20 protein-coding genes and 1 other RNA gene are annotated in these 22,007 nt (G+C 69.9%); 13 read left to right on the forward strand and 8 right to left on the reverse strand.

Annotated elements, in window-relative coordinates; translation table 11 throughout:
• The first annotated feature begins 192 nt into the window (after nucleotides 1-192).
• From VKV26_23600 to mutL, 8 genes are all read left to right on the forward strand, one after another.
• Nucleotides 193-765 carry a nitroreductase gene (locus tag VKV26_23600; protein HLZ72901.1) on the forward strand — a complete coding sequence of 191 codons (573 nt, stop codon included), beginning with the start codon at nucleotides 193-195 and terminating at the stop codon, nucleotides 763-765.
• A 117-nt stretch (nucleotides 766-882) separates the two neighbouring features.
• Nucleotides 883-1,656 (forward strand): glucose 1-dehydrogenase, encoded by a 774-nt coding sequence (locus tag VKV26_23605; protein HLZ72902.1) that lies wholly within the window; start codon nucleotides 883-885, stop codon nucleotides 1,654-1,656.
• A gap of 96 nt (nucleotides 1,657-1,752) precedes the next feature.
• Nucleotides 1,753-2,517, forward strand: coding sequence for an SDR family oxidoreductase (locus VKV26_23610; protein HLZ72903.1), 765 nt, complete (start codon nucleotides 1,753-1,755; stop codon nucleotides 2,515-2,517).
• A 123-nt stretch (nucleotides 2,518-2,640) separates the two neighbouring features.
• Complete coding sequence (locus VKV26_23615; protein ID HLZ72904.1) at nucleotides 2,641-3,123, forward strand: NAD(P)H-dependent oxidoreductase subunit E; 483 nt, start codon at nucleotides 2,641-2,643, stop codon at nucleotides 3,121-3,123.
• A 68-nt stretch (nucleotides 3,124-3,191) separates the two neighbouring features.
• A complete protein-coding gene (locus VKV26_23620) occupies nucleotides 3,192-5,117 on the forward strand; it encodes an NADH-ubiquinone oxidoreductase-F iron-sulfur binding region domain-containing protein (protein ID HLZ72905.1) in 1,926 nt (641 codons plus the stop codon).
• A 369-nt stretch (nucleotides 5,118-5,486) separates the two neighbouring features.
• On the forward strand, nucleotides 5,487-5,795 hold the full coding sequence (locus VKV26_23625) for a hypothetical protein (GenBank protein HLZ72906.1): 309 nt from the start codon (nucleotides 5,487-5,489) through the stop codon (nucleotides 5,793-5,795).
• A 70-nt stretch (nucleotides 5,796-5,865) separates the two neighbouring features.
• A complete protein-coding gene (mutS, locus tag VKV26_23630) occupies nucleotides 5,866-8,418 on the forward strand; it encodes a DNA mismatch repair protein MutS (protein HLZ72907.1) in 2,553 nt (850 codons plus the stop codon).
• Between the two features lie 217 nt (nucleotides 8,419-8,635).
• Nucleotides 8,636-10,396 carry a DNA mismatch repair endonuclease MutL gene (gene mutL / locus VKV26_23635; protein ID HLZ72908.1) on the forward strand — a complete coding sequence of 587 codons (1,761 nt, stop codon included), beginning with the start codon at nucleotides 8,636-8,638 and terminating at the stop codon, nucleotides 10,394-10,396.
• A 54-nt stretch (nucleotides 10,397-10,450) separates the two neighbouring features.
• On the opposite strand, the gene ssrA is transcribed toward mutL, so the two are convergent.
• The 5 genes from ssrA to VKV26_23660 all read right to left on the reverse strand — a co-directional run bounded on the left by ssrA (nucleotide 10,451) and on the right by VKV26_23660 (nucleotide 14,745).
• Nucleotides 10,451-10,803, reverse strand: a transfer-messenger RNA (tmRNA) gene (gene ssrA, locus VKV26_23640).
• Nucleotides 10,804-10,864: 61 nt separating this feature from the next.
• Nucleotides 10,865-11,353 carry an SsrA-binding protein SmpB gene (smpB, locus tag VKV26_23645; protein ID HLZ72909.1) on the reverse strand — a complete coding sequence of 163 codons (489 nt, stop codon included), beginning with the start codon at nucleotides 11,351-11,353 and terminating at the stop codon, nucleotides 10,865-10,867.
• On the reverse strand, nucleotides 11,354-12,640 hold the full coding sequence (locus tag VKV26_23650) for a S41 family peptidase (GenBank protein ID HLZ72910.1): 1,287 nt from the start codon (nucleotides 12,638-12,640) through the stop codon (nucleotides 11,354-11,356). It lies immediately after the preceding gene.
• Nucleotides 12,641-13,198: 558 nt separating this feature from the next.
• Nucleotides 13,199-14,233: a TVP38/TMEM64 family protein gene (locus VKV26_23655; GenBank protein ID HLZ72911.1), complete on the reverse strand. Its 1,035-nt coding sequence runs from the start codon at nucleotides 14,231-14,233 to the stop codon at nucleotides 13,199-13,201.
• Between the two features lie 191 nt (nucleotides 14,234-14,424).
• Nucleotides 14,425-14,745, reverse strand: a complete 321-nt coding sequence (locus VKV26_23660) for a hypothetical protein (protein HLZ72912.1) — start codon at nucleotides 14,743-14,745, stop codon at nucleotides 14,425-14,427.
• Nucleotides 14,746-15,246: 501 nt separating this feature from the next.
• Here VKV26_23660 and VKV26_23665 point away from each other — a divergent pair.
• Complete coding sequence (locus VKV26_23665) at nucleotides 15,247-15,816, forward strand: hypothetical protein (protein ID HLZ72913.1); 570 nt, start codon at nucleotides 15,247-15,249, stop codon at nucleotides 15,814-15,816.
• Nucleotides 15,817-16,082: 266 nt separating this feature from the next.
• Here the strand turns inward: VKV26_23665 and VKV26_23670 are convergent, their stop codons facing one another.
• A complete protein-coding gene (locus tag VKV26_23670) occupies nucleotides 16,083-16,259 on the reverse strand; it encodes a hypothetical protein (protein HLZ72914.1) in 177 nt (58 codons plus the stop codon).
• Nucleotides 16,260-16,287: 28 nt separating this feature from the next.
• On the opposite strand from VKV26_23670, the gene VKV26_23675 reads away from it, so the two are divergent.
• Both VKV26_23675 and VKV26_23680 read left to right on the forward strand, forming a co-directional pair.
• Entirely contained in the window at nucleotides 16,288-16,686 is a 399-nt protein-coding gene (locus tag VKV26_23675; GenBank protein HLZ72915.1) for a class F sortase, read from the forward strand.
• A gap of 48 nt (nucleotides 16,687-16,734) precedes the next feature.
• Complete coding sequence (locus VKV26_23680) at nucleotides 16,735-17,010, forward strand: NifU N-terminal domain-containing protein (GenBank protein HLZ72916.1); 276 nt, start codon at nucleotides 16,735-16,737, stop codon at nucleotides 17,008-17,010.
• A 32-nt stretch (nucleotides 17,011-17,042) separates the two neighbouring features.
• Here the strand turns inward: VKV26_23680 and VKV26_23685 are convergent, their stop codons facing one another.
• Entirely contained in the window at nucleotides 17,043-17,483 is a 441-nt protein-coding gene (locus VKV26_23685; GenBank protein ID HLZ72917.1) for a hypothetical protein, read from the reverse strand.
• 82 nt (nucleotides 17,484-17,565) lie between these two features.
• Complete coding sequence (locus VKV26_23690) at nucleotides 17,566-18,912, reverse strand: hypothetical protein (GenBank protein HLZ72918.1); 1,347 nt, start codon at nucleotides 18,910-18,912, stop codon at nucleotides 17,566-17,568.
• Nucleotides 18,913-19,090: 178 nt separating this feature from the next.
• Here VKV26_23690 and VKV26_23695 point away from each other — a divergent pair, with 178 nt between their 5' ends.
• A complete protein-coding gene (locus VKV26_23695; protein HLZ72919.1) occupies nucleotides 19,091-20,428 on the forward strand; it encodes a hemolysin family protein in 1,338 nt (445 codons plus the stop codon).
• A 65-nt stretch (nucleotides 20,429-20,493) separates the two neighbouring features.
• Nucleotides 20,494-22,005 (forward strand): acyl--CoA ligase, encoded by a 1,512-nt coding sequence (locus tag VKV26_23700; GenBank protein HLZ72920.1) that lies wholly within the window; start codon nucleotides 20,494-20,496, stop codon nucleotides 22,003-22,005.
• Nucleotides 22,006-22,007: the final 2 nt, after the last annotated feature.

The following is a 22,007-nucleotide window of genomic DNA, read 5'->3' on the forward strand; positions in this document are numbered from 1 at the left end:
GAGCTATCGGCCGGACACGGCGCCGTATGCAGACCCGAGCAAGCGAGCGGCGCCCGACCTCTCAGACCGCGCCCAGCCGGCCGGTCTGGCCGCGCGACGGCCGGCGGCGAGGCGGACCAACGCTGCCGCTTCGCCCGCACACCGCTGCCGCTACAATGAGTCGCGGCCGACGTTGCGCCGCGGAGGAATCAGGTGGACGTGATCGAAGCGATTCACACGCGCCGGACGATCAAGGCGTACCGCCCCGACCCGGTGCCGCGGGAGCTGATCGAACGCGTGCTCGAGGCCGCGGTCTGGGCGCCGAACCACCGGCTGACCGAGCCCTGGGAGTTCGTCGTGGTGCAGGGCGCCGCGCTGGAACGGCTGGCAGCGCTGCGGCGCGAACAGACGGCGGCGGGACTGCGGGCGCAAGGCACGCTCTCCGAGGACCAGGTCACCCGCGCGGCGGACGAGGGCTACCGGAAGGCGCTGGCGGCGCCGGTGATGATCGCCGTGGCCATGACCGAGCACGCCGACCCGGCGGTGCGCGAGGAGGACTACGCGGCGACGGCGGCCGCGATCCAGAACCTGATGCTGGCGGCACGCGGGTTGGGCCTCGGCGCCTTCTGGAGTACGAACCGCGTGATCGGCTATCCGCCGGCGCGCGCGCTGCTTGGCGTGCCGGAGGGCAAGCGCATCGTCGGCCTGGTGCAGCTCGGCTACGCCGCGCAGCAGCGCGAGGGCAGGCGGGCGCCGGCGGCGGCACGCACACGCTGGCTCACGTAGCGCGCGACATCCCTGGGAGAATCGGCGCATGGGCCGTCGCCGCGCCCGCGCTTGTGAGCAGGGCTGCGCTTCGCTACCGTCTCGGTGGACGGACATACGGGGCGGGCGGAGATGGCGATGAAGGTGCAGGAGCTGTTCGACCTGAAGGGCATGGTGGCGATCGTCACCGGCGGCTCGCGCGGGCTGGGTTTGGAAATCGCGCGTGGCCTGGGCGAAGCCGGGGCGGCGGTCGCGATCACCGGCCGGCGGCGGCAATGGCTTGACCCGGCCGAGGCGGAGCTGCGCGACGCCGGCATCGACGTGCTGGCGCTCGAGGCCGACGTGGGCGAGTCCGCAGGTGTGGGGCGCAGCGTGGAGGCCACGGTCGAGCGGTTCGGCGGCCTCGATATCCTGGTGAACAACGCGGGCACGTCCTGGGGCGCCCCCTCACTCGAATTTCCGCTCGACAAGTGGGAGATGGTGCTGCGCGTCAACCTTACCGGCGTCTGGCTGATGTCGCAGGCGGCGGCGCCGCACCTGATCGCGCGCGGCGGCGGCAAGATCGTCAACGTCAGCTCGATCACCGGCCAGCTCGGCCTCGCGCCGGAGCTGCAGGATACCGTCTCCTACAACGCGGCGAAGGGCGGCGTCGATGCCCTCACCCGCGACCTGGCGGTGAAGTGGGCGCGATATAACATCCAGGTCAACGCCGTGGCGCCCGGCTACTTCCCCACGAAGATGACCGACTACCTCGTCAAGACGGTGGAAGATCGCATGACCGCGCTCTCACCGCAGGGCCGGCTGGGTCGCGAGGACGATTTGAAGGGCGCCGTCGTTTTCCTCGCTTCGCATGCCGCCGACTTCATCACCGGCCAGGTGCTGAACGTCGACGGCGGCGCCACGATCTGGTAATGCAGCGAGGCCGGCGCTGATGCAGCGATGCAACCGCGCCGCCGTCCCAGACGAATGGCAACGCCACAGTGACAAAACCAACGCGGAGGTCCGGGCATGGTTGACGAACTCGCGGGAAAGGTCGCGCTCGTTACCGGCGGCGGCTCTGGCATCGGCCGCGAGTCGTCGTTCGCCTTTGCGCGAGCCGGCGCGAAGGTTGTGGTCGCCGACGTGGACGAGGTGGGCGGCGAGCAGACCGTGCGCCGCATCGAGGACACCGGCGGCGCGGCCGCGTTCGTGCGCTGCGACGTTTCCCGGGCGAAGGACGCGCAGGCGCTGATCGACCGCGCCGTCGCGCTCTACGGCCGCCTCGACTGTGCCCACAACAACGCCGGCATCGAAGGCCCGGTGACGCTGCCGGTCGACTACGGCGAAGACGAATTCGACCGTGTGATCGCCGTGAACTTGAAGGGCGTCTACCTCTGCCTCAAGTACGAGATTCCGCAGATGATCGCGCAGGGCGGCGGCGCGATCGTCAACACCGCCTCGGTGGCCGGGCTGCAGGGTTCGCCCACCCTCTCCGGCTACGTCGCCAGCAAGCACGGCGTGGTCGGCCTGACCAAGAGCGCAGCCCTGGCGTACGCGAGGCAGGGGATCCGGGTGAACGCGGTCTGCCCCGGCGTGATCGACACGCCGATGGTGGCGCGGGCGCTGGGCAGCGGCGACCCCCAGCGCCGCCGGCAGCTCGACGCCGCGCACCCGCTGAACCGCATGGGCCGGCCGGAGGAGATCGCGGCGGCCGTGGTCTGGCTTTGTTCGGACGGCGCCTCGTTCGTCACCGGCCACGCCTTGCCGGTAGACGGCGGCATGACCGCGAGCTGACCGGACCGGCCGGGTGGCCCGCGGCGTCCTGGCGCGGGGCCGTTGAGCCCTCTGGCCTGTGCGCAGCGCCGCGTCTATACTCGTGACCGATGGAACAAGCGCCGGCCGGCGCCGGGGTGATGGATGCCCGATTTCAAGGTTTTGCAACGCTGCCGCGAGCTGCTGGCGCCGTTCGAGCCCGATCAGGGCGACCTGCTGGCGGCTCTGCACGCGATCCAGCACGAGTTCGGCTACGTCCCCGCCGACGCGATCCCCGAAGTGGCGAAGAAGCTGCGCATGAACGCCTCGGCGGTGTTCGGGGCGCTGAGCTTCTACTCCGAGCTGCGCACCACGCCGCCGCCGCGCAACCAGGTGATGTGGTGCAGCGGCCCGGCCTGCCGGCTCAAGGGCGGCGACAACATCCGCCTCGTCTTCGAGACGGTGCTGGGCGTCGGCATGGAGGGTGAGACTCCGGACGGCGCGCTGGGGCTGCACCTGGGCCAATGCAACGGCACCTGCGAGGCCGCGCCGCAGATCTGGTACAACGGCGCCGTTCGCGGGCGGCTGCAGGTGGCCGACGCCGTAGAGCTGGCGCGGCGACTGAAGGCAGGCGACTACCAACTCTAGCGGACGGCGAGGAATTGCGCGGCGGCAGTACGTCCGGCCCCGTCCCTCCCGGCGATGCGAGTACAGAGATGGCTTCATTTGCAGAGCTTCGCGCGGCCGCCGACGCGGCCTGGGCAGCAGTGGACCGGCCGCAGAAGCCTCAGGTCGCGGTCAGCATCGCCACCTGCGGCAACGCCTGGGGCGCCGAAGCGACGCTGGCGCGGGCGCGGGCGCTCGTGCAGGCGCGCGGACTGGAGTGCGAGATCGGCATCACCGGCTGTAACGGCCTCTGCTTCGTCGAGCCGATGCTCACGGTCACCTGGCCCGACGGGGTGCGCGTGCTCTACGGCAAGGTCACGCCGGAGCGGGTCGAAGGCTTGCTTGAGCAAACGATCGTGCGCGGCGAGCGCGGCGGAGAGCTGGCGGTGGGCACGCTCCGCGGCTCGGTGCCCGGCGTAGCGCCGATCGAGGAACACATCTTCTGGCGCGGCCAGGTTCGGCACTTGATGGCGGTCTGCGGCATCATCGACCCGGAAAACATCGACCACGCGATCGCCGCCGGCGCCTACCAGGGCCTCAGCCGCACGCTGGCCATGTCGCAGGACGAGCTGATCAAGCTGATCAACGACTCGGGCCTCTGGGGCCGCGGCGGCGCGGCCTTCCCCACGGGCCGCAAGTGGGACTTCCTCAAGGTCGCGCGGCGCACGCCGAAGTACATCATTTGCAACGCCGACGAGGGCGACCCCGGCGCCTTCGTCAACCGCAACCTGATGGAGGGCGACCCGCACCCGATCCTCGAAGGGATGATCAGCGCCGGACAGGCGAGCGGCGCCGAGATCGGCTACATCTACATCCGCGACGAGTACCCGCTCGCCGTGGCGCGCGTGCAGCAGGCGGTGCGGCAGGCGCACGACCGCGGCCTGCTGGGCGAGAACATCCTCGGCAGCGGCCTGAACTTCGAGATCCGCGTGGTGCGCGGCGCCGGCAGCTACGTCTGTGGCGAGGAGACCGGCCTGATCTCCTCGATCCAGGACTCGCGCGGCATGCCGCGGATCAAGCCGCCGTTCCCCGCCAACGCCGGCCTCTGGGGGCTGCCGACCAACGTCAACAATGTCGAGACGCTGGCGAACGTGCCCTTGATCACCCGCAACGGCGCCGACTGGTACCGGCAGCGGGGCACGGAGAAGAATCCCGGCACCAAGATGGTCAGCCTCTCCGGCGACATCGAGCGCGTGGGCGTATTGGAGGTGCCGTTCGCCACGCCGATCAAGGCGATCCTCTACGAGAACGGCGGCGGCGTGCCCCCGGGGCGTACGCTGAAGGCGATTCAGCCCGGCGGGCCGCTCGGCGGCATCCTGCCGAAGGAAGGGATCGACCTGGTGCTCGAGCCGGAGCCGTTCCGCGCCTTCGGCGTGCTGATGGGCTCCGGCGGGCTGATCCTCTGTGACGACACGACCTGCATTGTCGATCTCTGCCAGTACTTCTCCTGGTTCGCCGAGGACGAGTCCTGCGGCCGCTGCACCACCTGCCACGGCGGCACGCAGCGCATGACCGAGATCCTGCGCCGCGTCCAGGACAGCGGCGGGCGCATGGGCGACATCAACCTGCTGCACCTGATCGTCGATACGCTGCGCTGGTCGAACTGCGTGCACGGCCAGGCGGCGCCGACATGCGTGCAGAACTGCCTCAAGAACTTCCTGGACGAGTTCTTGACCCACATCCAGGAGCGGCGCTGCCCGGCTCAGGTCTGCCGCGGCCTGATCCGCTACGAAGTGATCCCCGAGCGCGATACGGAAGCCACAGCGGGCGCCGCGATCTGCCCGACCAACGCGATCAAGGAGAGCGGCGGCCACTACGCGATCGACCAGGGCCTCTGCATCAAGTGCGGCGCCTGCAAAGAGCGCAGCCCCGCGGCCATCCGCGTGGTCGACGCGATGGCCCGGCCGCGCGTAACCGCCCTGCCGGAGCCGCTCGTGCCGCTCGTCGCCGCGCCGGCGCCCGCTGCCGGGCACTGATCCCGGCGGTCCGCCTCCGCGGCCCCACCGCAATCTTCGACGCTGCTCGCCGGCAGCGGCTCGGCCGAGTCGGACTGGATGGTTCAAGGCTGCGATGCCTTTGACGGCGAAGCTCAGCGCCTGGATGAAAGCGGGCAGCCCGTCCGCGTCCGCGTGTTCGTGCGCACGCCCGACTGCACCATCCATCACTCGTGGCATGTGTCCGGACTGCGCGGCACCGGCGGCAACGCTCGGTCGATCGACGGCGTCTTCGTTCCGGCGCGACGGGCACAGCCGGTCGAACTCGGCGATCGCTGGCCGGGACTCGCGGCGCCTGCGCCAGCGCCGGGGGCGCCGCCAAGGTCCGGGCCGCGATCGGACGCCCGCAGTATGTTCGCAGGGCCGCACTTCGGCGCGGTCGCCCTCGGGATCGCCCGCGCGGCGATCGACGCCTTCACCGAGTTAGCAACGGTGAAGATGCCACGCGGCACCCGAACGCTGCTGCGCGGGCAGCCGGAAGTGCAAACCTGCCTGGGCAACGCGGAGGCGCTGGTTTCGTCTGCGCGCGCCTGGCAGGATGCGGTCGCCGTCGACGGATGGAATACCGTGGCCGCGGGCGGCGTCCTCGTCGCTCCCGAGTTCTACTCGATCGCCGGCCGTGTGTTCCTCGGCCTCGACCCCGGACCGAAGCCGTGGTAGCGGTCTCGCCCCTCGGCATAATTCGCCCTTCGCCCTACGCTCCTCGCGGGTTTCTCTGTACCCTGTCGCCATGACGACGCCGATCTGGCGGCAGTACCTGGGCGTGAAGCGGCGCTATCCGCACGCGATCGTCTTCTTTCGCCTCGGCGACTTCTACGAGACGTTTGAGGACGACGCCCGCCTCTGCGCCCGCGAGCTGGAGATCACGCTCACCTCGAAGGTGTTGGGCCGCGACCTCCGCGTGCCGCTCGCCGGCATTCCGTATCACGCCGTCGATGCCTATCTGGCGAAGCTGATCGCCAGGGGCTACAAGGTTGCGGTCTGCGAACAGATGGCCGACCCGGCCACGACCAAGGGCCTCGTGCCGCGCGAAGTCACGCGGGTGGTCACGCCGGGCACGGTGCTGGACGAGCAACTGCTCGACCTGCGCGCCAACAACTACCTGGCAGCGGCCGTCTCGGACGGTGAACGCGCCGGCCTGGCAAGCATCGACGTGAGTACGGGGCAGTTCATCACGGCCCAGCTGGATGCGGCCGAACTTGGCGCGGAGCTGCTGCGACTCGACCCGCGCGAGCTGCTGACCTGCGGAGCGCTTCCCGAATTGCCTGCCGGCCTGCCGACCTCGACGGCGCTGAGCGGCGCGGCGCTCGACGACGAGCGGGCGCAGGACGAGCTGCTGCGTCACTTCGGCGTGTTGACGTTGGAAGGGTTCGGCTGCGCCGGCAAGCCGCTTGCGATCTGCGCCGCCGCCGCGATCCTGCGCTACCTGGCCGAGAACCAGCCCGCCGTTTTGTCTCAGGTGATGCAACTCGCGACGAGCAGCTCGCAGGGCTGGATGCCGCTCGATCCGCAGACGGCGCGCAACCTCGACCTGTTCGAAGCGGGCAGAAGCGGCGGCAAGGCCGGCTCGCTGCTGGCGGCGATCGACGGCACGAAGACGCCGATGGGCGCGCGGCTGCTGCGCAGGCGGCTGGGCCGGCCGCTCACCGACGTGGGTGCAATCAACCAGCGCCTTGACGCGGTGCAGTGGGCGTTCGCGCGCGGCGCGGCGCGAGCGAGCCTGCTTGGCGCCCTGGCCCGTGTCGGAGACATCGAGCGGCCGACGGTTCGCATCGGCGCGGGCAGCGGCAGCCCGCGCGATCTTGCCACGCTTCGGCGCGGGTTGGAGCAGGTCGAGGCGATCCGCGCGCGACTGGCCGCCGAGCCGCCGCCGGCGCTGCCGAAGCTGCCGGACCTAACCGAAGCGCTGGACATAATCGGCGCGGGGCTGGCCGACGAGCCGGGCACGCTCGGGCAAGGCGAAGTGATCCGCGCGGGCTTCTCGCAGGAGCTTGACACATTGCTCGCCGTCTCGCGCGACGCCCGCGGCGTGCTGGCCGAGCTGGAACAGCGGGAACGTGAGCGCAGCGGCATCCGCTCGCTCAAGGTCGGCTACAACCGCGTCTTCGGCTACTACATCGAAGTGAGCAACGCCTACAAGCACGCGGCGCCGGCCGACTATCAGCGCCGCCAGACGCTGACCGGCGCGGAGCGCTACGTCACGCCGGAATTGAAGGAACTCGAAGGCCGGGTGCTCGGCGCACAGGAGCGATTGGAGACGGTGGAGACGGAGCTGTTCCGTGGGCTCTGCGCGGCGGTGGCGGCGCACGCCGGCCGTATCCGCGCCGCCGCCGAGGCGATCGCCGAACTGGACGTGGCCGCCGGCCTGGCGGAGATCGCGGCGCTGCACGATTACTGCCGGCCGCTGGTAGACGACGGCGACGCGATCGAGATCCGCGCCGGCCGCCATCCGGTGGTGGAGCGCGTGCTGCCCGGCGCCTTCGTGCCGAACGACGCGCAGCTGTCCGCCGGCGGCGAGCAGATCATCGTGCTCACCGGTCCGAACATGGCCGGCAAATCGACCTATCTGCGCCAGGTGGCGCTGATCGTGCTGCTGGCGCAGATCGGCAGTTTCGTGCCGGCGAGTTCCGCGCGGATCGGCGTGGCGGATCGCATCTTCACCCGCGTCGGAGCGCAGGATGACCTTGCCGCCGGCAGCTCGACCTTCATGGTTGAGATGGTGGAGACGGCGCAGATTCTCAACCACTGCACGCCGCGCTCGCTGATCGTGTTTGACGAAGTGGGGCGCGGCACCAGCACCTACGACGGGCTGGCGATCGCCCGTGCCGTGGTCGAGTACCTGCACAACCGCGAGCGGTCGGCGGCGCGCACGCTGTTCGCCACGCATTACCACGAGCTGACCCGGTTGGCGGCGACGCTGCCGCGCGTGCGCAACTGCAGCGTGGCCGTGGGCGAGGAGGACGGCGAGGTCGTCTTTCTGCACACGATCGTGCCCGGCGGCGCCGACCGCAGCTACCGCGTACACGTGGCGCAGCTTGCCGGGCTGCCGCGCGCCGTGGTGCAGCGCGCCGAGGCCATTCTTGCCGAGCTGGAAGCGCCGCGCGCCGCGGCCGGACGGAACGGCCGCGCCGCGCAGCGGGCGCCGACCGGCGTGCAGCTCAGCCTCTTGGCGCAGCCCTCGCCGCTTGTCGAGGAGCTGCGCGCCCTTGACATCGACGCCCTCACGCCGCTGGACGCGATCCGCCGGCTCTACGAGCTGCGCGAGGCCGCGCGCCGCGAGTAGCGACGTGGTTGGCGCGCAGGAAGACGTTGCCGGCTACGGGCGCTGCCGGATGGGGCGCGTCGGTCAGGACCGGGAGCCGGCACCACGGCGCACGTCCGCTGCGGCGCGATCGCGACAGCCTGTTGTCGCACTACGATATCTCGCGCGGCGGGCTTGTCAAGTGGCACGAATTCGAAGTTGAACGCCTGTGCTACACTCGGCCAGAAGGAGCGCCGGCGTGTCCATCCGCGTGCTGCCGCCCGACGTCGCCGCGACGATCGCCGCGGGTGAGGTGATCGAGCGGCCGGCATCCGCTGTGAAGGAGCTGCTCGAGAATGCGATCGACGCCGGCGCAGGCGCGATCCGCATCGAGCTGGCGCGCGGCGGGCTGGAGCTCATCCGCGTTTCCGACGACGGCCGCGGCGTGCCGGCCGCCGAGGTCGAAACGGCGTTCCAGCGCCACGCCACCAGCAAGCTGCGCAGCGCCGGCGACCTGGCCACACTGACCACGCTGGGCTTCCGCGGCGAGGCGCTGCCCAGCCTGATCGCGGCGGCTGCCGAGGTGCAGTTCAGCAGCCATGCCGAGGGCGAAGGCGTGGGCTGCCGGGCGTTGTTCCGCGACGGGCGGCTCGTCGAGCGCAAAGCCGCCGGCCAGGCGCAGGGCACGACCGTGGCACTGCGCGGCCTCTTCGCTAACCAGCCCGCCCGGCTGAAGTTCCTGCGTTCGCCCGCCGCCGAGGCCGTGCAGGTCGCGGGGGTCGTGCATCCCTATGCGCTGGCCTATCCGCGACTGCGCCTTTTGCTGACGATCGACGGGCGGCAGGTGCTGCACACCACGGGCAGCGGCGAGGCTCGCGATGCGGCGGCGCGGGTGCTGGGCGCTGAGCTGGCGGCGCAAATGCTGGCGATCGTCGATGAAGAGAAAGGCGCCCGCGATCTGGCGCCGCGAGTGCGCGGCCTGATCAGTCCGCCTTCGCTCAGCAGGGCGACGCGCGGCGGCATCATGCTCTTCGTTAATCGTCGCTGGGTGCAGCCACGCCGTCTCGCGTTTGCGATCGAGCAGGCGTATGACACGCTCTTGACCGTCGGCCGGCACCCGATCGCCGTCGTGCTGGTCGAATTGCCTCCTGGCGATGTCGATGTCAACGTGCACCCTACCAAGGCCGAGGTGCGCTTCCGCGACGAGCGCGCCGTCTTCGGCGCGGTGCATGCCGCGGTGCGGCGCACGCTGATCGCCCAGGCGCCTGTGCCCGACTTCACCCTGGGGCCGGACACCGCGATGAGCCAGGCCGGCGCGATCGGCTTCGGCGGGCCGGCGGTGCTCGACGCAGCGCAGCCGGCGCAGGCGCCGCTCTGGCAGACGCTGCTGCGCCCGGACGACCACACCGGCGCCCGTGAAGAGCCTGACGGCCTGCGGGAGCAGGCGCCGCGCCTGCCGCTGCTGCGCGTGGTCGGCCAAACGGGTTCGACCTACGTCGTGGCCGAGGGCCCGACGGGCGTGTACCTGATCGACCAGCACGCGGCGCACGAGCGCGTGCTCTACGAGCAGATCTGCCGGGAACGCGAAGGGACGGCGGTCGAGGTGCAGGGGTTGCTCGCGCCCGTGCCGGTGGAATTGACACCGGCGCAGGCCGCGGTCTTCACCGGTTACGGCGGGCTGTTGGCCGCGCACGGATTCTCAGTGGAGCCGTTTGGCGAGCGGGCGCTGCTGCTGCGGGCGCTGCCCGCAATCCTGGCCGGGGCCGACCCGGCGCGGGCGCTGACGCGGCTGCTCGACGCGCTGGACGAAGAGCACGAGGCGCCCTCGCACGAGCGGTTGTTGAAAACGCTCGCCTGCCACGGCAGCGTGCGCGCCGGCAAAGTTTTGAGTCTGGAGGAGATGCGCGCCCTGGTCCTGGAACTGGAGGGCTGCGAGGCGCCGCGCACCTGCCCGCACGGGCGGCCGACGATGGTGCACCTGAGCGCGGCTACGCTGGAACGGGAGTTCAAGCGGCGCTGAGCCGGTCACTCCGACAGCAGGACGGGCCGGCAGTGTCGCCGGCCCGTTTGTTGGTGGTGGAGACGGGGGGGAATTGAACCCCCCGTCCAGTTGAAACCCGTCTGAGGTCTACTACAAGCGTAGGCAGCAGTTTGATTTGGCCCCGCCGGCGTCTACTGCCGAACTCCTTTGGGGCGAGCCGATGGGTCTTTCGCGGGCGCTATCGGCGTGACGCGACGCGGCAGCCCGGCATTGTGGCGCCCGCATCCCCTCCCACCGGGCCGAGGAGGGGGCGGACGTCGCCGCTATGCAGCGGCGAGAGCGTACTGATTTTCGCCAGTTACAGCGTTGCCACCAGTTTTACGAGGCCGATGGCACCTCGGCTTGCAACCCCAGTCCGTCTTTCCCTGTCGAGCCCTGTCGTCCCCCTGGCGTGCCGGCGCGCTGGGCCGGCCGCAGCTTGAGTATAGCACACTCAACCCTGCCCGGCTAGCGATCGCTGTGACGCAGGCCGCGGGCGATCTCGCGCTGGGCGTCGCGCGATGCGATCGCCTGGCGCTTGTCGTACGACTTGCGCCCGCGAGCCACGCCCAGCTCCAGCTTGGCCATGCCGCGCTTGAGGTACATCGCCAGCGGCACGATCGTGCCGCCGCGCTGCCGCGCCTTGTCTGACAGATCGCGGATCTGCCAGCGGTGCAGCAGCAGCTTGCGCGGCCGCTCCGGCTCGTGGTTGTTGCGGTTGCCCTTGTCGTACTGCGAAATGTGCGCGTTGAATAGCCACAGCTCGCCGTGATCCTCGCGGGCGTAGGCGTCGCGGATGTTGACGCGCCCTTCGCGCGCGGACTTGATCTCGGTGCCGGTCAAGATTACGCCGGCCTCGACCTTCTCCAGAATCTCGTAGTCATGAAAGGCTTTGCGGTTGACGGTTATCGTCCCGCTGCGCGAGTCCCTGCCGCCTTCCTTGCGTTTTTCCGCCACTTACGGGTTTGCCTTGTGCAGGTAGTCGATCGCCGCGTAGAGCTGGGCGTTGAAATAACTCTGCGGATCGTCGTTGTCGGCCAGGTGCACGACCATGTCGGGAGTGATGCCCTTGCCCTCGATCTGGTCGTGATTGGGTGTCAGCCAGCGGGCAATGCTGACGTAGAGCTCGCCACCGTCCTTGGGCAGCGGGAAGAACTGGTTGACCGTGCCCTTGCCGAAGGTTTGCTCGCCGATCACCTTGCCGCGGCCGTTGTCCTGGATCGCGCCGGCCGTAATTTCGCTGGCGCTGGCGCTATTCTTGTTCACCAGCACCACCAGCGGCAGGTCGCTGCTCACACTTTGCGCGGCAGACTTGTCCGCCTTCTCTTTGCCGTTGCGGTCCTGCGTAATCAGCACGGTCTGTCCCGGCTTGAGGAAGTCGCTGAGGATGTTCTCCGTCTGCTGCAAATAGCCGCCGGGGTTGTTGCGCAGGTCGAGGATCAGCCCCTTGTAGCCCTTCCCCTGGATGCTCTTGAGATAGTCGGCAACCTCTTTGTCGGTCGACTGCTGGAACTGCGAGAGGCGGAGGTAGCCGAGGTCGGTGACGGGGTTGCCATTGGCGTCCTTGAGTGCGTCCGCGTGCACGCTGGTGATCAGGATCTGTGCCCGGGTCAGGGTTACGTCCTCCTTCTGCCCGTTGTTGTGCTGCACGCTGATGGTGACGTTGGTGCCGGCGCGGCCGCGGATCGCCTTCACCGCGTCCGTGGTCGTCTTGCCCTGCATCGACGCGCCATCGACGGCGAGGATGATGTCGCCGGGCTTCAGCTTGCCGGACTTGAAGGCGGGGTAGTCGGGGATCAGGCTCTCGATCGAGACCTGGCCGTTCTTCTGTTGCACGGTGGCGCCGATGCCCTCGAACTGACCAGAGAGATCGGTCTCCTCGAACTGCACATCCTCGGGCCGCACGTAGACCTGGTGGCTGTCGCCCACCGTGTTCAGCAGGCCGTCGATCGCGCCCTGCTTCAACGCCTGCTGGTCCTGCAGGCGGCTGGGATCGACGTAGTTCGCCTTGAGGACGTTGTCGATCTCCTGCAAGACGCCGAAGTCGACGTTGCCGGATGCCGAGGCCGAGGCGCTGCCGGCGCCGGCGGTCGCCGCCGCTGCCGCGACCGCTGCCGGCGCCGATGCCGAGGCCGGCTCGGTGGTCTTGCGCACAAAATAGCCGCCCAAAAAGGCGAAGGCGCCCAGCGAAACCGCGAGCAAGGCGCCGATCATCCAGGCCAGGGCCTTCTGCTGCTGCGTCATGAGTCCGCCGTCTCCACCCTTTCCCAACCGCCACTCGTCGCGGACGGTGCGCGGGCCGCAGTCTCAGCTCGACATAATTTCAAACGTTCTCGATTTTCCCGCGCCGGAACACGGCAGCGAATCGCGGGCATCCGCGCGGCTCCGCGGGGTTGAGTGTAGCATAGCCGTCGCGCAAACCCGGCCGGTCCACCGCCTGAGCGGCCGCGCTGGAGCGCCGCGCTTTGATCGACCGGCGGCGATCGCTGAACTGGGAGCCCGCGGTGCGGAATCTCAGCGGCGGACCCGCCGCGCTGTGATCGCGACGGATTCGGAAGATGCTCCACGGCGTCAATGTGGTGGACGCGTGGCTCGTCGCCGAACGCGGTGGCTGGACTCGCTCCGGCGTCGCTGAGGCGGCGATAGGCCGGCGCGGCCGTCCGCGGTCGCGCTCCAGGTCGCGCCGGACGTAGCCTCGCCGTAGCGCGTGGAGATGGGCATCGACCACTACATAACCGGTATAGTGCGATCCAAATGGCGGCGTAGAACAAGAGCGCAGCAGCGAAGGTTGGTGGGCCGCGATCAGACGGCTTCGCCGTGGAAGGCGCCGCCGCGCTCGTCGCCCGGCCGGCGCACCAGCTCCACATGCCGGGTGGCATCGGCGATATTCAGGTCGAGCGCAATCGTGCCCGTGGTCGCCGGCAGCACTGCGGTCTGCTCAGCCGGCCGGCCGTTGATGCTGAAACTGAGCGGCGTGCCTGCGGCGGCGCAGTGATCCGCCGCGCACACATCCAGCGCGTAGAGCCCCGCGTCTCGCGTCTGCGTGCTGGCGAGGATCTGCGCGCCGAGCTGCGCAGCGACGAGCGCCCCGGCGGGGATCTCGCGGCCGCGCTCGCGCAGGTGGCCGGTAAAACGCACCACCGGCGCGTCCAGAGGATGCTCGATGCGGACGTGCACCACGCGCTTGCGCCGCGGCACGAGGAAGTAGGCGATCGTGCCCGCGATCGCCAGGCTGTAGGCCGCGGCGATCACGGCGGCCTCGCGCGGCCGCGCCGCGGCGGTGGCGCCGATCGCGTCGAGGATCAGGATCGGCAGGAAGATGCCGGTCGCCGTGGCGAGCATGTAGGTCCGTGTGCGCATCGGCGTCAGGCCGGAGGCGTAGCTCACCAGCTTGAAGTCAAACAGCGGCAGCAGGCGCATGAAGAAGACATACCAGTAGCCGGACTGCGCCGCAAACGGATCAAGCTTGCTCACGGCCGCATCGCCGAGCCAGCGGCGCAGCAGCGGCCGGCCGAAGCGCCGCGCGATCAGGAAGGCGATCAGGGCGCCGAGCAGATGGCCGACGAGCACCAGAAACGTGCCGGCCACGATGCCGTAGGCCACACCGGCCACGACTTCGATGGGAATCGTGGGAATCGGCACGAAGACGATAATCAGCGCGATCATCAGCGAAACGCAGGGTGCGCCCAGCGGGCCGAACCCGTGCACGAGGCGGCGCACGTCGTGCACGGAAAAGTGGAAGAACGAATGCAGCAGTCCGCCCAGGCCGAGCGACAGCGCCGCGCTCGCACCGAGCATGCCCAGGGCAACGTAGATCGCGTTCTTCTCCGGCCGCACGTCGCCGCTTTGCAGCGCCCTCCTCGCCGTTGACCGACGGTTTCAAAACCGGCGACGGAACTCCGTCGCCTGCCCGCGCGCATGGCCCCGCGCCGGTCTTGAATCCATGCCTCATTCTCGAATGCGCCGCCCCAGCAGCGCAGGGACGGGCCGCTCGCCAGCATTATCGTCGGCACGAGCGGCGGCCGCGCTCAGGCCGCGCCGGCCACCGCCAGTGCCCCGAGCGCCAGGTCGCCCGCGGCCGGCCAGAGATCCGCCCGACGCCAACGGCCGCGCAGCAGCCAGGCGTTGTACAGCGCCAGGGCGCGTCGCGCGGCCAGCACCGGAATCACCAGCAGCCCCGCCGGTGTACCCAGCAGTAACTCTAGGCCGCAGAAGACCAGCGCCACGCCGAGCAGCGCGGCCAGCCCGTTCGCGGTCGCCGGCAAGGGACTCCGGCGCAGGGCGCCGGTCGCATGGTAGGCGGCGAGCGCGCCCAGCAGCACCGCGATCGTGCCTGCGAGGATGTCCATCGCCGTTCCACGCGGCGGACTGCGCCGCCACGACACGGCCTGATGATACGTCGCAACCCTGCCGCATCCAAATCCGCTTCGCCGCTCACGCGACGCAGACCGTGCCATCGCTCTAACCGGAGTAGGCTTGGCTAGGTACGTCGGGCTGCATGGAGTAGCCCGCTGCCGGTCATGCCGCTATACTCCCCAAAGCCGCGGGGCGCACCCGCGGCCCCGCCGCGCGGCGGGGTAGACCGTGCCGGCGCGCACGAGCCGGCCGGCAAGACTCGCGCAGGGAAGGGTTGCATGCGGTTACCAGGCAGATTACTGGCGTTCACGGCACTCGCGGGGGCATTCGCTCTCGCCGGCGGGCTGGCGCTGACGAGCGCCGGCGGCGTCTTCGCCCAAACCGGAGGTTCGCCGACGCCGGCGAGCAACGCCGGCGGACCCTCCGCCGTTCCGTCGGCCCGTTTCTTCGGCAGCGTCACCTCCGCAAGCGGGTCCGTGGCCAACGGCGCGCCCGTGACCGCCAGCGTCGGCGGCGTGACCTGCGGCACGGGCAGCGTGGCCAGCGGGCAGTACACGGTGGACGTGCAGGCGATCCAGGGCTGCACCACGCCGGGCGCCACGGTCAGCTTCAGTGTGGGCGGGCAGCCCGCGACACCGACGGGCACGCTGCCGGCGGTGCAGGGTACGGCGGTCAGCCTTAATCTGACCGTGAGCGCGGCTACGCCCACGCCGGCGCCCACGACCGCGCCGACGCCGCCACCGCCGCCCACCAGGGCGCCGAGCACACCGCCGCCGCCGCCCACCGCGCGGCCGACGACGGCGCCGACCGTGGCGCCCACGGCCGTGGTTCCCAACCGGCCGCCGCAGACCGGCCTCGGCGGCACGAGCCAGCAGAAGCCGTCCGTAGCGGCCGCACAGAAGCCGGCGGCTGCGCCGGCCGCCGCGCCTGCGGTGGTGCTGCCCAACACCGGCAGCGGCGCGCAGGGCCGGAACGGCGCCACGCTCGCCGCGCTGCTCGCGCTGGCCGCGGCGCTGGGTCTGAGCGCCGGCGGCCTGACCTTGCTCGCACGGCGTCGCGCCTAGCGACGCCGGACACGCCGCCCGGCACAACGGCGGACAGGTGGGGCGGGCGGACGCCTGCCCCACCTGTCCGCCGGCGCCCGCTGTACCGCCTCTACCCACGAGGCCCGGAAAATGCCCAATCCCCGCCGCGCCTCCGTCGCGCTCGCCTGCCTCGTCGTCGCTGGCACTTCGCTGGGGCTCACAGCGTGCGCCGCCTCCCCGAGCAGGGGCAGGGCCGCCACGCTGCCGCCCACGGCGAGCAACGGCGCCGCGGCGGTCACCACGCCTCATGCCGTTACGTCAACCGCGTCTCCGGTTACACCGATTGCACCGAGCCCGTCTCCTTCGCCGCCACCGACGCCGGCTCCGACCGAGACGCCCACGCCGGAGCCCACGGCGTCGCCCTCGCCCTCGCCTTCGCCCACGCCGCCGCCGCCCTCACCGCCGCCGGCGCGGCTGATCATCCCCAGGATCGGCGTCGATGCGCGCGTTGTGCCCTTGGGCGAAGACGCCAACGGTGCAATGGCATCGCCCGACAATCCGCGCGACGTGGGTTGGTGGGACAAGGGCACGCATCCGGGTGACTGGGGCAGCGCGGTGATCGATGGGCATGTGGACTTCGCCAACTATGGTGCGGCGGTGTTCTGGAATCTACACCTGCTACAGCCCGGGGACGCCGTGCAGGTGGTGTCGGTGGAGGGCCAGACGCTGACCTTCAGCGTCACTGCCAGCGAAACCTTTGACGCGAAGGACAACAGCAGCATCGACCGCATCTTCCGCAACGCCGAGCACCAGGGTTTGAACCTGATCACCTGCACCGGCACGTTCAGCCCGCGCACGCACGATTATGACAAGCGCATCGTCGTCTTCACCACGCTGGCGCCGAGCTGAGCGCGGGCACAGGGAGAATGGCGATGGTGATCCGATGGTGAGTCTGTGGTGAGCGCGCTCCAGATCACGGCGCAGGCCACGCCAAACCCCGAGACGATGAAGTTCAGCCTGAATCGCCTCGTGACCGAGGGGCGCGGCGAGACCTACAGCAGCCCGCAGCAAGCGTTCCTCTCACCGCTGGCACGGGCGCTGTTCGCCGTGCCCGGCGTGGGCGGCGTCTTCTTGCTCAAGGACTTCGTCACGATCCGCCGCGCGCCCGGCGCGGAATGGCCGGGTATCGCTGCCGGCGTGGAAGCCGCCTTGCGTGACTTTTACGCGGAGTGATCAGGCTCGGCCCCGCGCGGGCGGCGAGCGGTTCAGCGGGCCACGCCCGCCTCCGCGAACTGCGTGTCGATCTTGGCCGAGGCGTCAAAAAAGTTCTGGAACGACTGGTTGAAGCGGTAGAACAGGTCGCGGCGGTAGTAGTCTTTGGCGCGGGCGAATTCATCCGGCGCCGCGAGGTCGAGCGTGTTGAGCGTGTGATGCAGGTCGGCGCGGCCGTTCTGCTTGATGTTTTCGATCATCTCCTTCCAGCCCTCGTACGGCATCACCAGGGTGAAGTCGAGATCGTCGGCCTGCTGGCGCGCGATCTCCTCAACTCCCGTGCACTCGAAGGCTTCGAACGTCAGCTTGAAGAACTTGTCCCCGACCTCGACGCCCATCTCCGCGTCGCAGGTGCCGAGATGTCGGTAGGCCTCGTCGTGGTTGATGATCTCGCGCACGTCGTTGAACCATTCGACCGATGGAAACACTGGCATGGTTGTTCACCCCATTCCGCCCGATGATTCGTGCGTTGTTCATGCGTTGAATGATACCGTTGGCCGCCTCGGCGGCGCGGGTTCAGACGTTGGTCATCACGGCCTTAAGCCGCGCATCGAGCCGCTGCTCGCGCTCCGCCAGGCCCGCCCAGCGCAGCCGCGCGAGGTACTCCGCGATCCACCGCTCACCCAGCTTGTCCAGCCGGGCGCTGCCGGCCTCCGCCCCGGCGCCATCAGGACGCAACAGACGCGCCAGCGCGTCGCGCAGCGGCTGGTCGCGCTCCAGATCGGAGGCGAGCATACCTTCACCCTTATCGAGGTAGCGCTGAAGCTCCGCGGCCCGGCCCGGCTCGCGCTCCAGCAGGAAGCGCAGGTGGCTAAGCCCGTAGGCCAGGTGCCTCGCCGCATCCTGCTGCGCCAGGGCGAAGAGCCGGTACTCCGCCGGGCCCGGCGCGCAGGCCGCGCCGATGCGCAGCCAGAGCGCCGTCTGCGCGCCGACCAGCACGTGCAGCAGCAGCGAAAACTCGGAGAAAACCTGCGCCTCGGCGATCAGCCGCGCGACGTTCCCGGGGCTCTGCCGGCCAAGGCCGCCGCCGTTCGCCAGCGCCCGCTTGCGAAACGCCTCGACGTGGCGTGCCGCATCGAAGATCTGCGTGGCGAGGAAGAGCTTCACCTCGTGGAAGTCGTAGCTGATGCGGTGCTCCCAGCCGGCGGGCACGTCCGCCGCCAGCATCTGCCGTTCCGAGATGGAGGTGCAGAGCTGGCAGATCGCGGCTTCATCCTCCGGCGCCAGCTCCGCGAGGCTCTCCCAGGGCACGTCCGTGGCCGGACTCCAGCGGCGTTGGATCGCCTCCTCGTAGAGCGAGGCGGCGATCGGCGACCAGACTTCGGCCTGCTCGAAGATCGAGATGCCCATGCCGGGCGTGTCGGCGTTGACCGCGGCGCCGCGCGGGCGCTGCGTAGCGTGGGCGCTGTGCGCGGGGATCACGCCGTAGCTGCCGATGTTGATGGCATCGAGCGTGAGTCCGTGCGATCCGACCGGGGCGCGCACGCCCCATTCGGTCGGCGCGGCCAGCCAGCGCAGATCGGCCGAGATGGCGCCGGCGGCCTGCTCCATCACGCCGCGGCCCGCCGCTGGCTGTACGCGCGAGGCGCCGGCGATCTTCCAGGCGCCGTTGCTCTCCCGCCAGGTGACTTTCAGCTCGACGTCCTCGTCGGCATGCAGGCGGACGACCAGCACCGTGTCCGCGCCCGCCGCGCGGCGTTCCAGCAGTTCGTGGCTCTGGAGCGTGCCGATGCCGGCCAGGTTCAGCACGCCTAGCTGCGGCAGCGCCTCGGGCAGCAGTGAGCCAAGCACGGCGGGGATGTCCTGCCGCATAGCTGCCTCGATGAAGGCATCGAGCGCCGCCTCTGCCGTGGCTGCCGTCATCGCTTCGCTCCCCCGCTCCGCCCTCCCACGGGAGAGACGCGAAATTGATCATCCCCGTTGCTCTCACGCGCTGTCAAGCGAGCGGCGGGCCGGCGACGGCGACCCGGCTGCTATACTGAGCCGGATTCCACGTGGTTCGAGATGCCGGCGCACGCAGCCGGAACGAAGCCCGGCGGGCATGAGCGGTTTCTACGGCGATCTCCTCAAGCTCCTCGTCGTCGTGCTCGTGGAGCTTGTGCACGCCTACTTCGTTGCCAGCGAATACTCGCTCGTGACCCTGCGCAAGAGCCGCATGGTCAAGCTGGTCGAGGAGGGCAACCGCAGCGCCCGCCTGGTGCTCGACACGCTGAACGACATCCAGGAACTGATCGCCGCCGTCCAGCTCGGCGTGACGATGACGAGCCTGGCGCTGGGCGCCCTGGCCGAGCCGACGATCGCGACGATGCTGGAACCGGCTTTCGACTTCGTGCCGCGCGGCTGGGCGCCGGTGACGGCGCACGCGATCGCCCTTATCATCACCTTCGCCCTGATCACCGCACTGGATATCGTCGCGGGCGAGCTTGTGCCCAAGACGGTGGCGCTGCAGAGCAGCGAGCGGGTGGCCCTGGCCGTAATCCGGCCGATGCGCCTGTTCATCGCCGTCTTCCGCCCGTTCATCGCCCTGCTCAATGCCGCAGGCTCGGCCGTGTTGCGAGCCGCGGGTTTCAGGCCGGCCGGCGATGGCACCGAGGCGCATTCGCCGGAGGAGTTGAAGATCATCGTGGCCGCCAGCACGCGCGCCGGCGTGCTGGACGCGGAGGAACAGGAGATGCTGTTCGGCGTGCTGGAGTTTTCGGCGCTGAGCGCCCGCCAGGTGATGGTGCCGCGCACCGAGGTCGTCGGTCTGCCGGTCGAAGCGGGGCGCGATGCGGTATATGAGGCGGTGCGCCGGACGCGGCACACCAAGTATCCCGTGTACCGGCGGACGATCGACGACATCATCGGCATCCTCTACGTGCGCGACATGCTCGGCGCCTGGCTCGCCGGCAACGAGGACGTGTTCGACCTGCGCAGGCTGATGCGCCGGCCGCTGTTCGTGCCGGACAGTATGCATATCGATCAGTTACTCGCCGCGATGAAGCGCGCCGAGGTGCACATCGCCGTCGTCTTCGATGAGTTCGGCGGCACAGCCGGCATCGTGGCGATGGAGGACATCCTGGAACGGATCGTGGGCGAGGTGCGCGACGAGTTCGAGGTGATCGCGCCCGATATCGTCGAGCTGCCCAATGGCGAGGCGGAGATCGACGGCACGGTGCTGGTCACCGACGTGAACGAGCGCTTCGGCCTGAAGCTCGACGAGGACGAGGCCGACACGATCGGCGGGCTGATCTTCTTCAACCTCGGACGCGAGCCGCACGAGGGCGATCTCTTCGCCGGCGACGGCTTCGAGCTGCGCGTGGAGAAAGTCGATCGCCGCCGCATCGACCGCGTGCGCCTGCTGCGCAGGCCGGGCTCGGCTGCCGCCGGCGCACCCTGAGCCGTTGCGCTACGCCCACGTACGTTTCACGCTCAACTTCAGTGACGAACGGGAGTGCAATGACGATGGCGACTCAGCCGCGGACCCTGATCGATCTGCTGGAACGAAGCGACGCCGCCAAGACGGCGGTACTTGCGCCGGAGCGAAACCTTGCCCTGAGCTATGCCGGGTTGCGCGCTCACGTGGCGGAGGCCGCGGCCGAGCTGCGGCGCCTGGGCGTGCGCCACGGCGATCACGTCGCCTTCATCGGTCCCAACGGCCCGGAGTTTCTCTTTGGCTACCTGGGCGCGCTGGAGGCCGGCGCTGCCTGCCAGCCGATCAACCCCCAGCTCAAGCCAGAGGAGATCGACTTCGCCGTCGAAGACTCTCACGCCGTGCTCACCTTCGCCGTGGCCGGCAGTGAAAGCGCGCTGAGCGGCACCGCCGTGCCGCCCGAGCGCCGCGCCCTGCTGCGCTTCGCCGGCGGCCATGTATCGATCGAGGGCACGCCGATCGGGCCGCCCCAGCCGGGCGCCGCGATCGATACCAACGACGATGCGCTGCTGCTCTACACCTCCGGCACCACGAGCCGGCCGAAGGCAGTGCCCCTCACGCACGCCAACCTGCTGACCTCGGCGCGCAACGTCGCCAGTTCCTACCAGCTCACGGAAAACGATGTCACGCTCTGCGTGATGCCGCTCTTCCACGTGCACGGACTCGTCGCCAGCACCTTCGCCACGCTGCTCAGCGGCGGCACGATCATCGCGCCGCCGCGCTTCAGCGCCAGCAGCTTCTGGGACGAGGCGGGCGCGGGCGGCGGCGCGACCTGGTACAGCGCCGTGCCGACGATTCACACGATCCTCTTGAACAACGCTGGCCCCGCGGACGCGGGCAAGGGCCGGCAGTTCCGCTTCGTGCGCTCCTGCTCATCGGCACTGGCGCCGGCCACGCAGCAGCGCTACGAGGCGCTGTTCGAGGTGCCGGTGCTGCAGGCCTACGGCATGACCGAGGCCGCGCACCAGATCGCGACCAACCCGCTGCCGCCGGCGCAGCGCAAGGAAAACTCCGTGGGCCTGCCTTATGGCGTAGAGGTCACAGTGCTGGACGACGCCGGCAAGGAGCTGCCGCGCGGTTCAGAGGGCGAGGTCAGCCTGCGCGGCCCGAACGTGACGCGCGGCTACCTGGCCAATCCCGCGGCCAACGCTGCTGCCTTCACCAACGGCTGGTTCCGTACCGGCGACAACGGCTATCTGGATGCCGACGGGTACGTCTTCCTCTCCGGCCGGATCAAGGAGCTGATCAACCGCGGCGGCGAGAAGATCTCGCCCCACGAGGTCGATGCGGCGCTGCTCAGCCATCCGGCCGTGCAGGAAGCCGTGGCCATCGCCGTGCCGCACCCGATCTACGGCGAGGAGGTGGAGGCCGTCGTCGCGCTCAAGCCGGGAATGGAGGTGAGCGAGGCGCAGCTGATCGCGCACGCGGGCGAGCACATCGCGCGCTTCAAGGTGCCGAAAGCGATCCGCTTCGTGCCCACCGTGCCACGCTCGGCCACGGGCAAGATCCAACGCCGGCGGCTGCTTGAGCTACTGGAAGCGTAGGC

Source organism: Dehalococcoidia bacterium, assembly GCA_035310145.1.
GTDB lineage: Bacteria > Chloroflexota > Dehalococcoidia > CAUJGQ01 > CAUJGQ01 > CALFMN01.

Bases quoted from the DNA above. Each gene is read 5' to 3' on its own strand.
- VKV26_23605 (HLZ72902.1), top strand. From the start codon at position 883: ATGAAGGTGCAGGAGCTGTTCGACCTGAAGGGCATGGTGGCGATCGTC.
- VKV26_23610 (HLZ72903.1), top strand. From the start codon at position 1,753: ATGGTTGACGAACTCGCGGGAAAGGTCGCGCTCGTTACCGGCGGCGGC.
- VKV26_23685 (HLZ72917.1), bottom strand. From the start codon at position 17,483: ATGCCAGTGTTTCCATCGGTCGAATGGTTCAACGACGTGCGCGAGATC.
- VKV26_23660 (HLZ72912.1), bottom strand. From the start codon at position 14,745: ATGGACATCCTCGCAGGCACGATCGCGGTGCTGCTGGGCGCGCTCGCC.
- mutS (HLZ72907.1), top strand. From the start codon at position 5,866: ATGACGACGCCGATCTGGCGGCAGTACCTGGGCGTGAAGCGGCGCTAT.
- VKV26_23625 (HLZ72906.1), top strand. From the start codon at position 5,487: ATGTTCGCAGGGCCGCACTTCGGCGCGGTCGCCCTCGGGATCGCCCGC.
- VKV26_23620 (HLZ72905.1), top strand. From the start codon at position 3,192: ATGGCTTCATTTGCAGAGCTTCGCGCGGCCGCCGACGCGGCCTGGGCA.
- VKV26_23690 (HLZ72918.1), bottom strand. From the start codon at position 18,912: ATGACGGCAGCCACGGCAGAGGCGGCGCTCGATGCCTTCATCGAGGCA.
- VKV26_23700 (HLZ72920.1), top strand. From the start codon at position 20,494: ATGGCGACTCAGCCGCGGACCCTGATCGATCTGCTGGAACGAAGCGAC.
- VKV26_23670 (HLZ72914.1), bottom strand. From the start codon at position 16,259: ATGATCAGCCGCGCCGGCGGCGGTGAGGGCGGCGGCGGCGTGGGCGAA.
- VKV26_23695 (HLZ72919.1), top strand. From the start codon at position 19,091: ATGAGCGGTTTCTACGGCGATCTCCTCAAGCTCCTCGTCGTCGTGCTC.
- VKV26_23650 (HLZ72910.1), bottom strand. From the start codon at position 12,640: ATGACGCAGCAGCAGAAGGCCCTGGCCTGGATGATCGGCGCCTTGCTC.
- VKV26_23615 (HLZ72904.1), top strand. From the start codon at position 2,641: ATGCCCGATTTCAAGGTTTTGCAACGCTGCCGCGAGCTGCTGGCGCCG.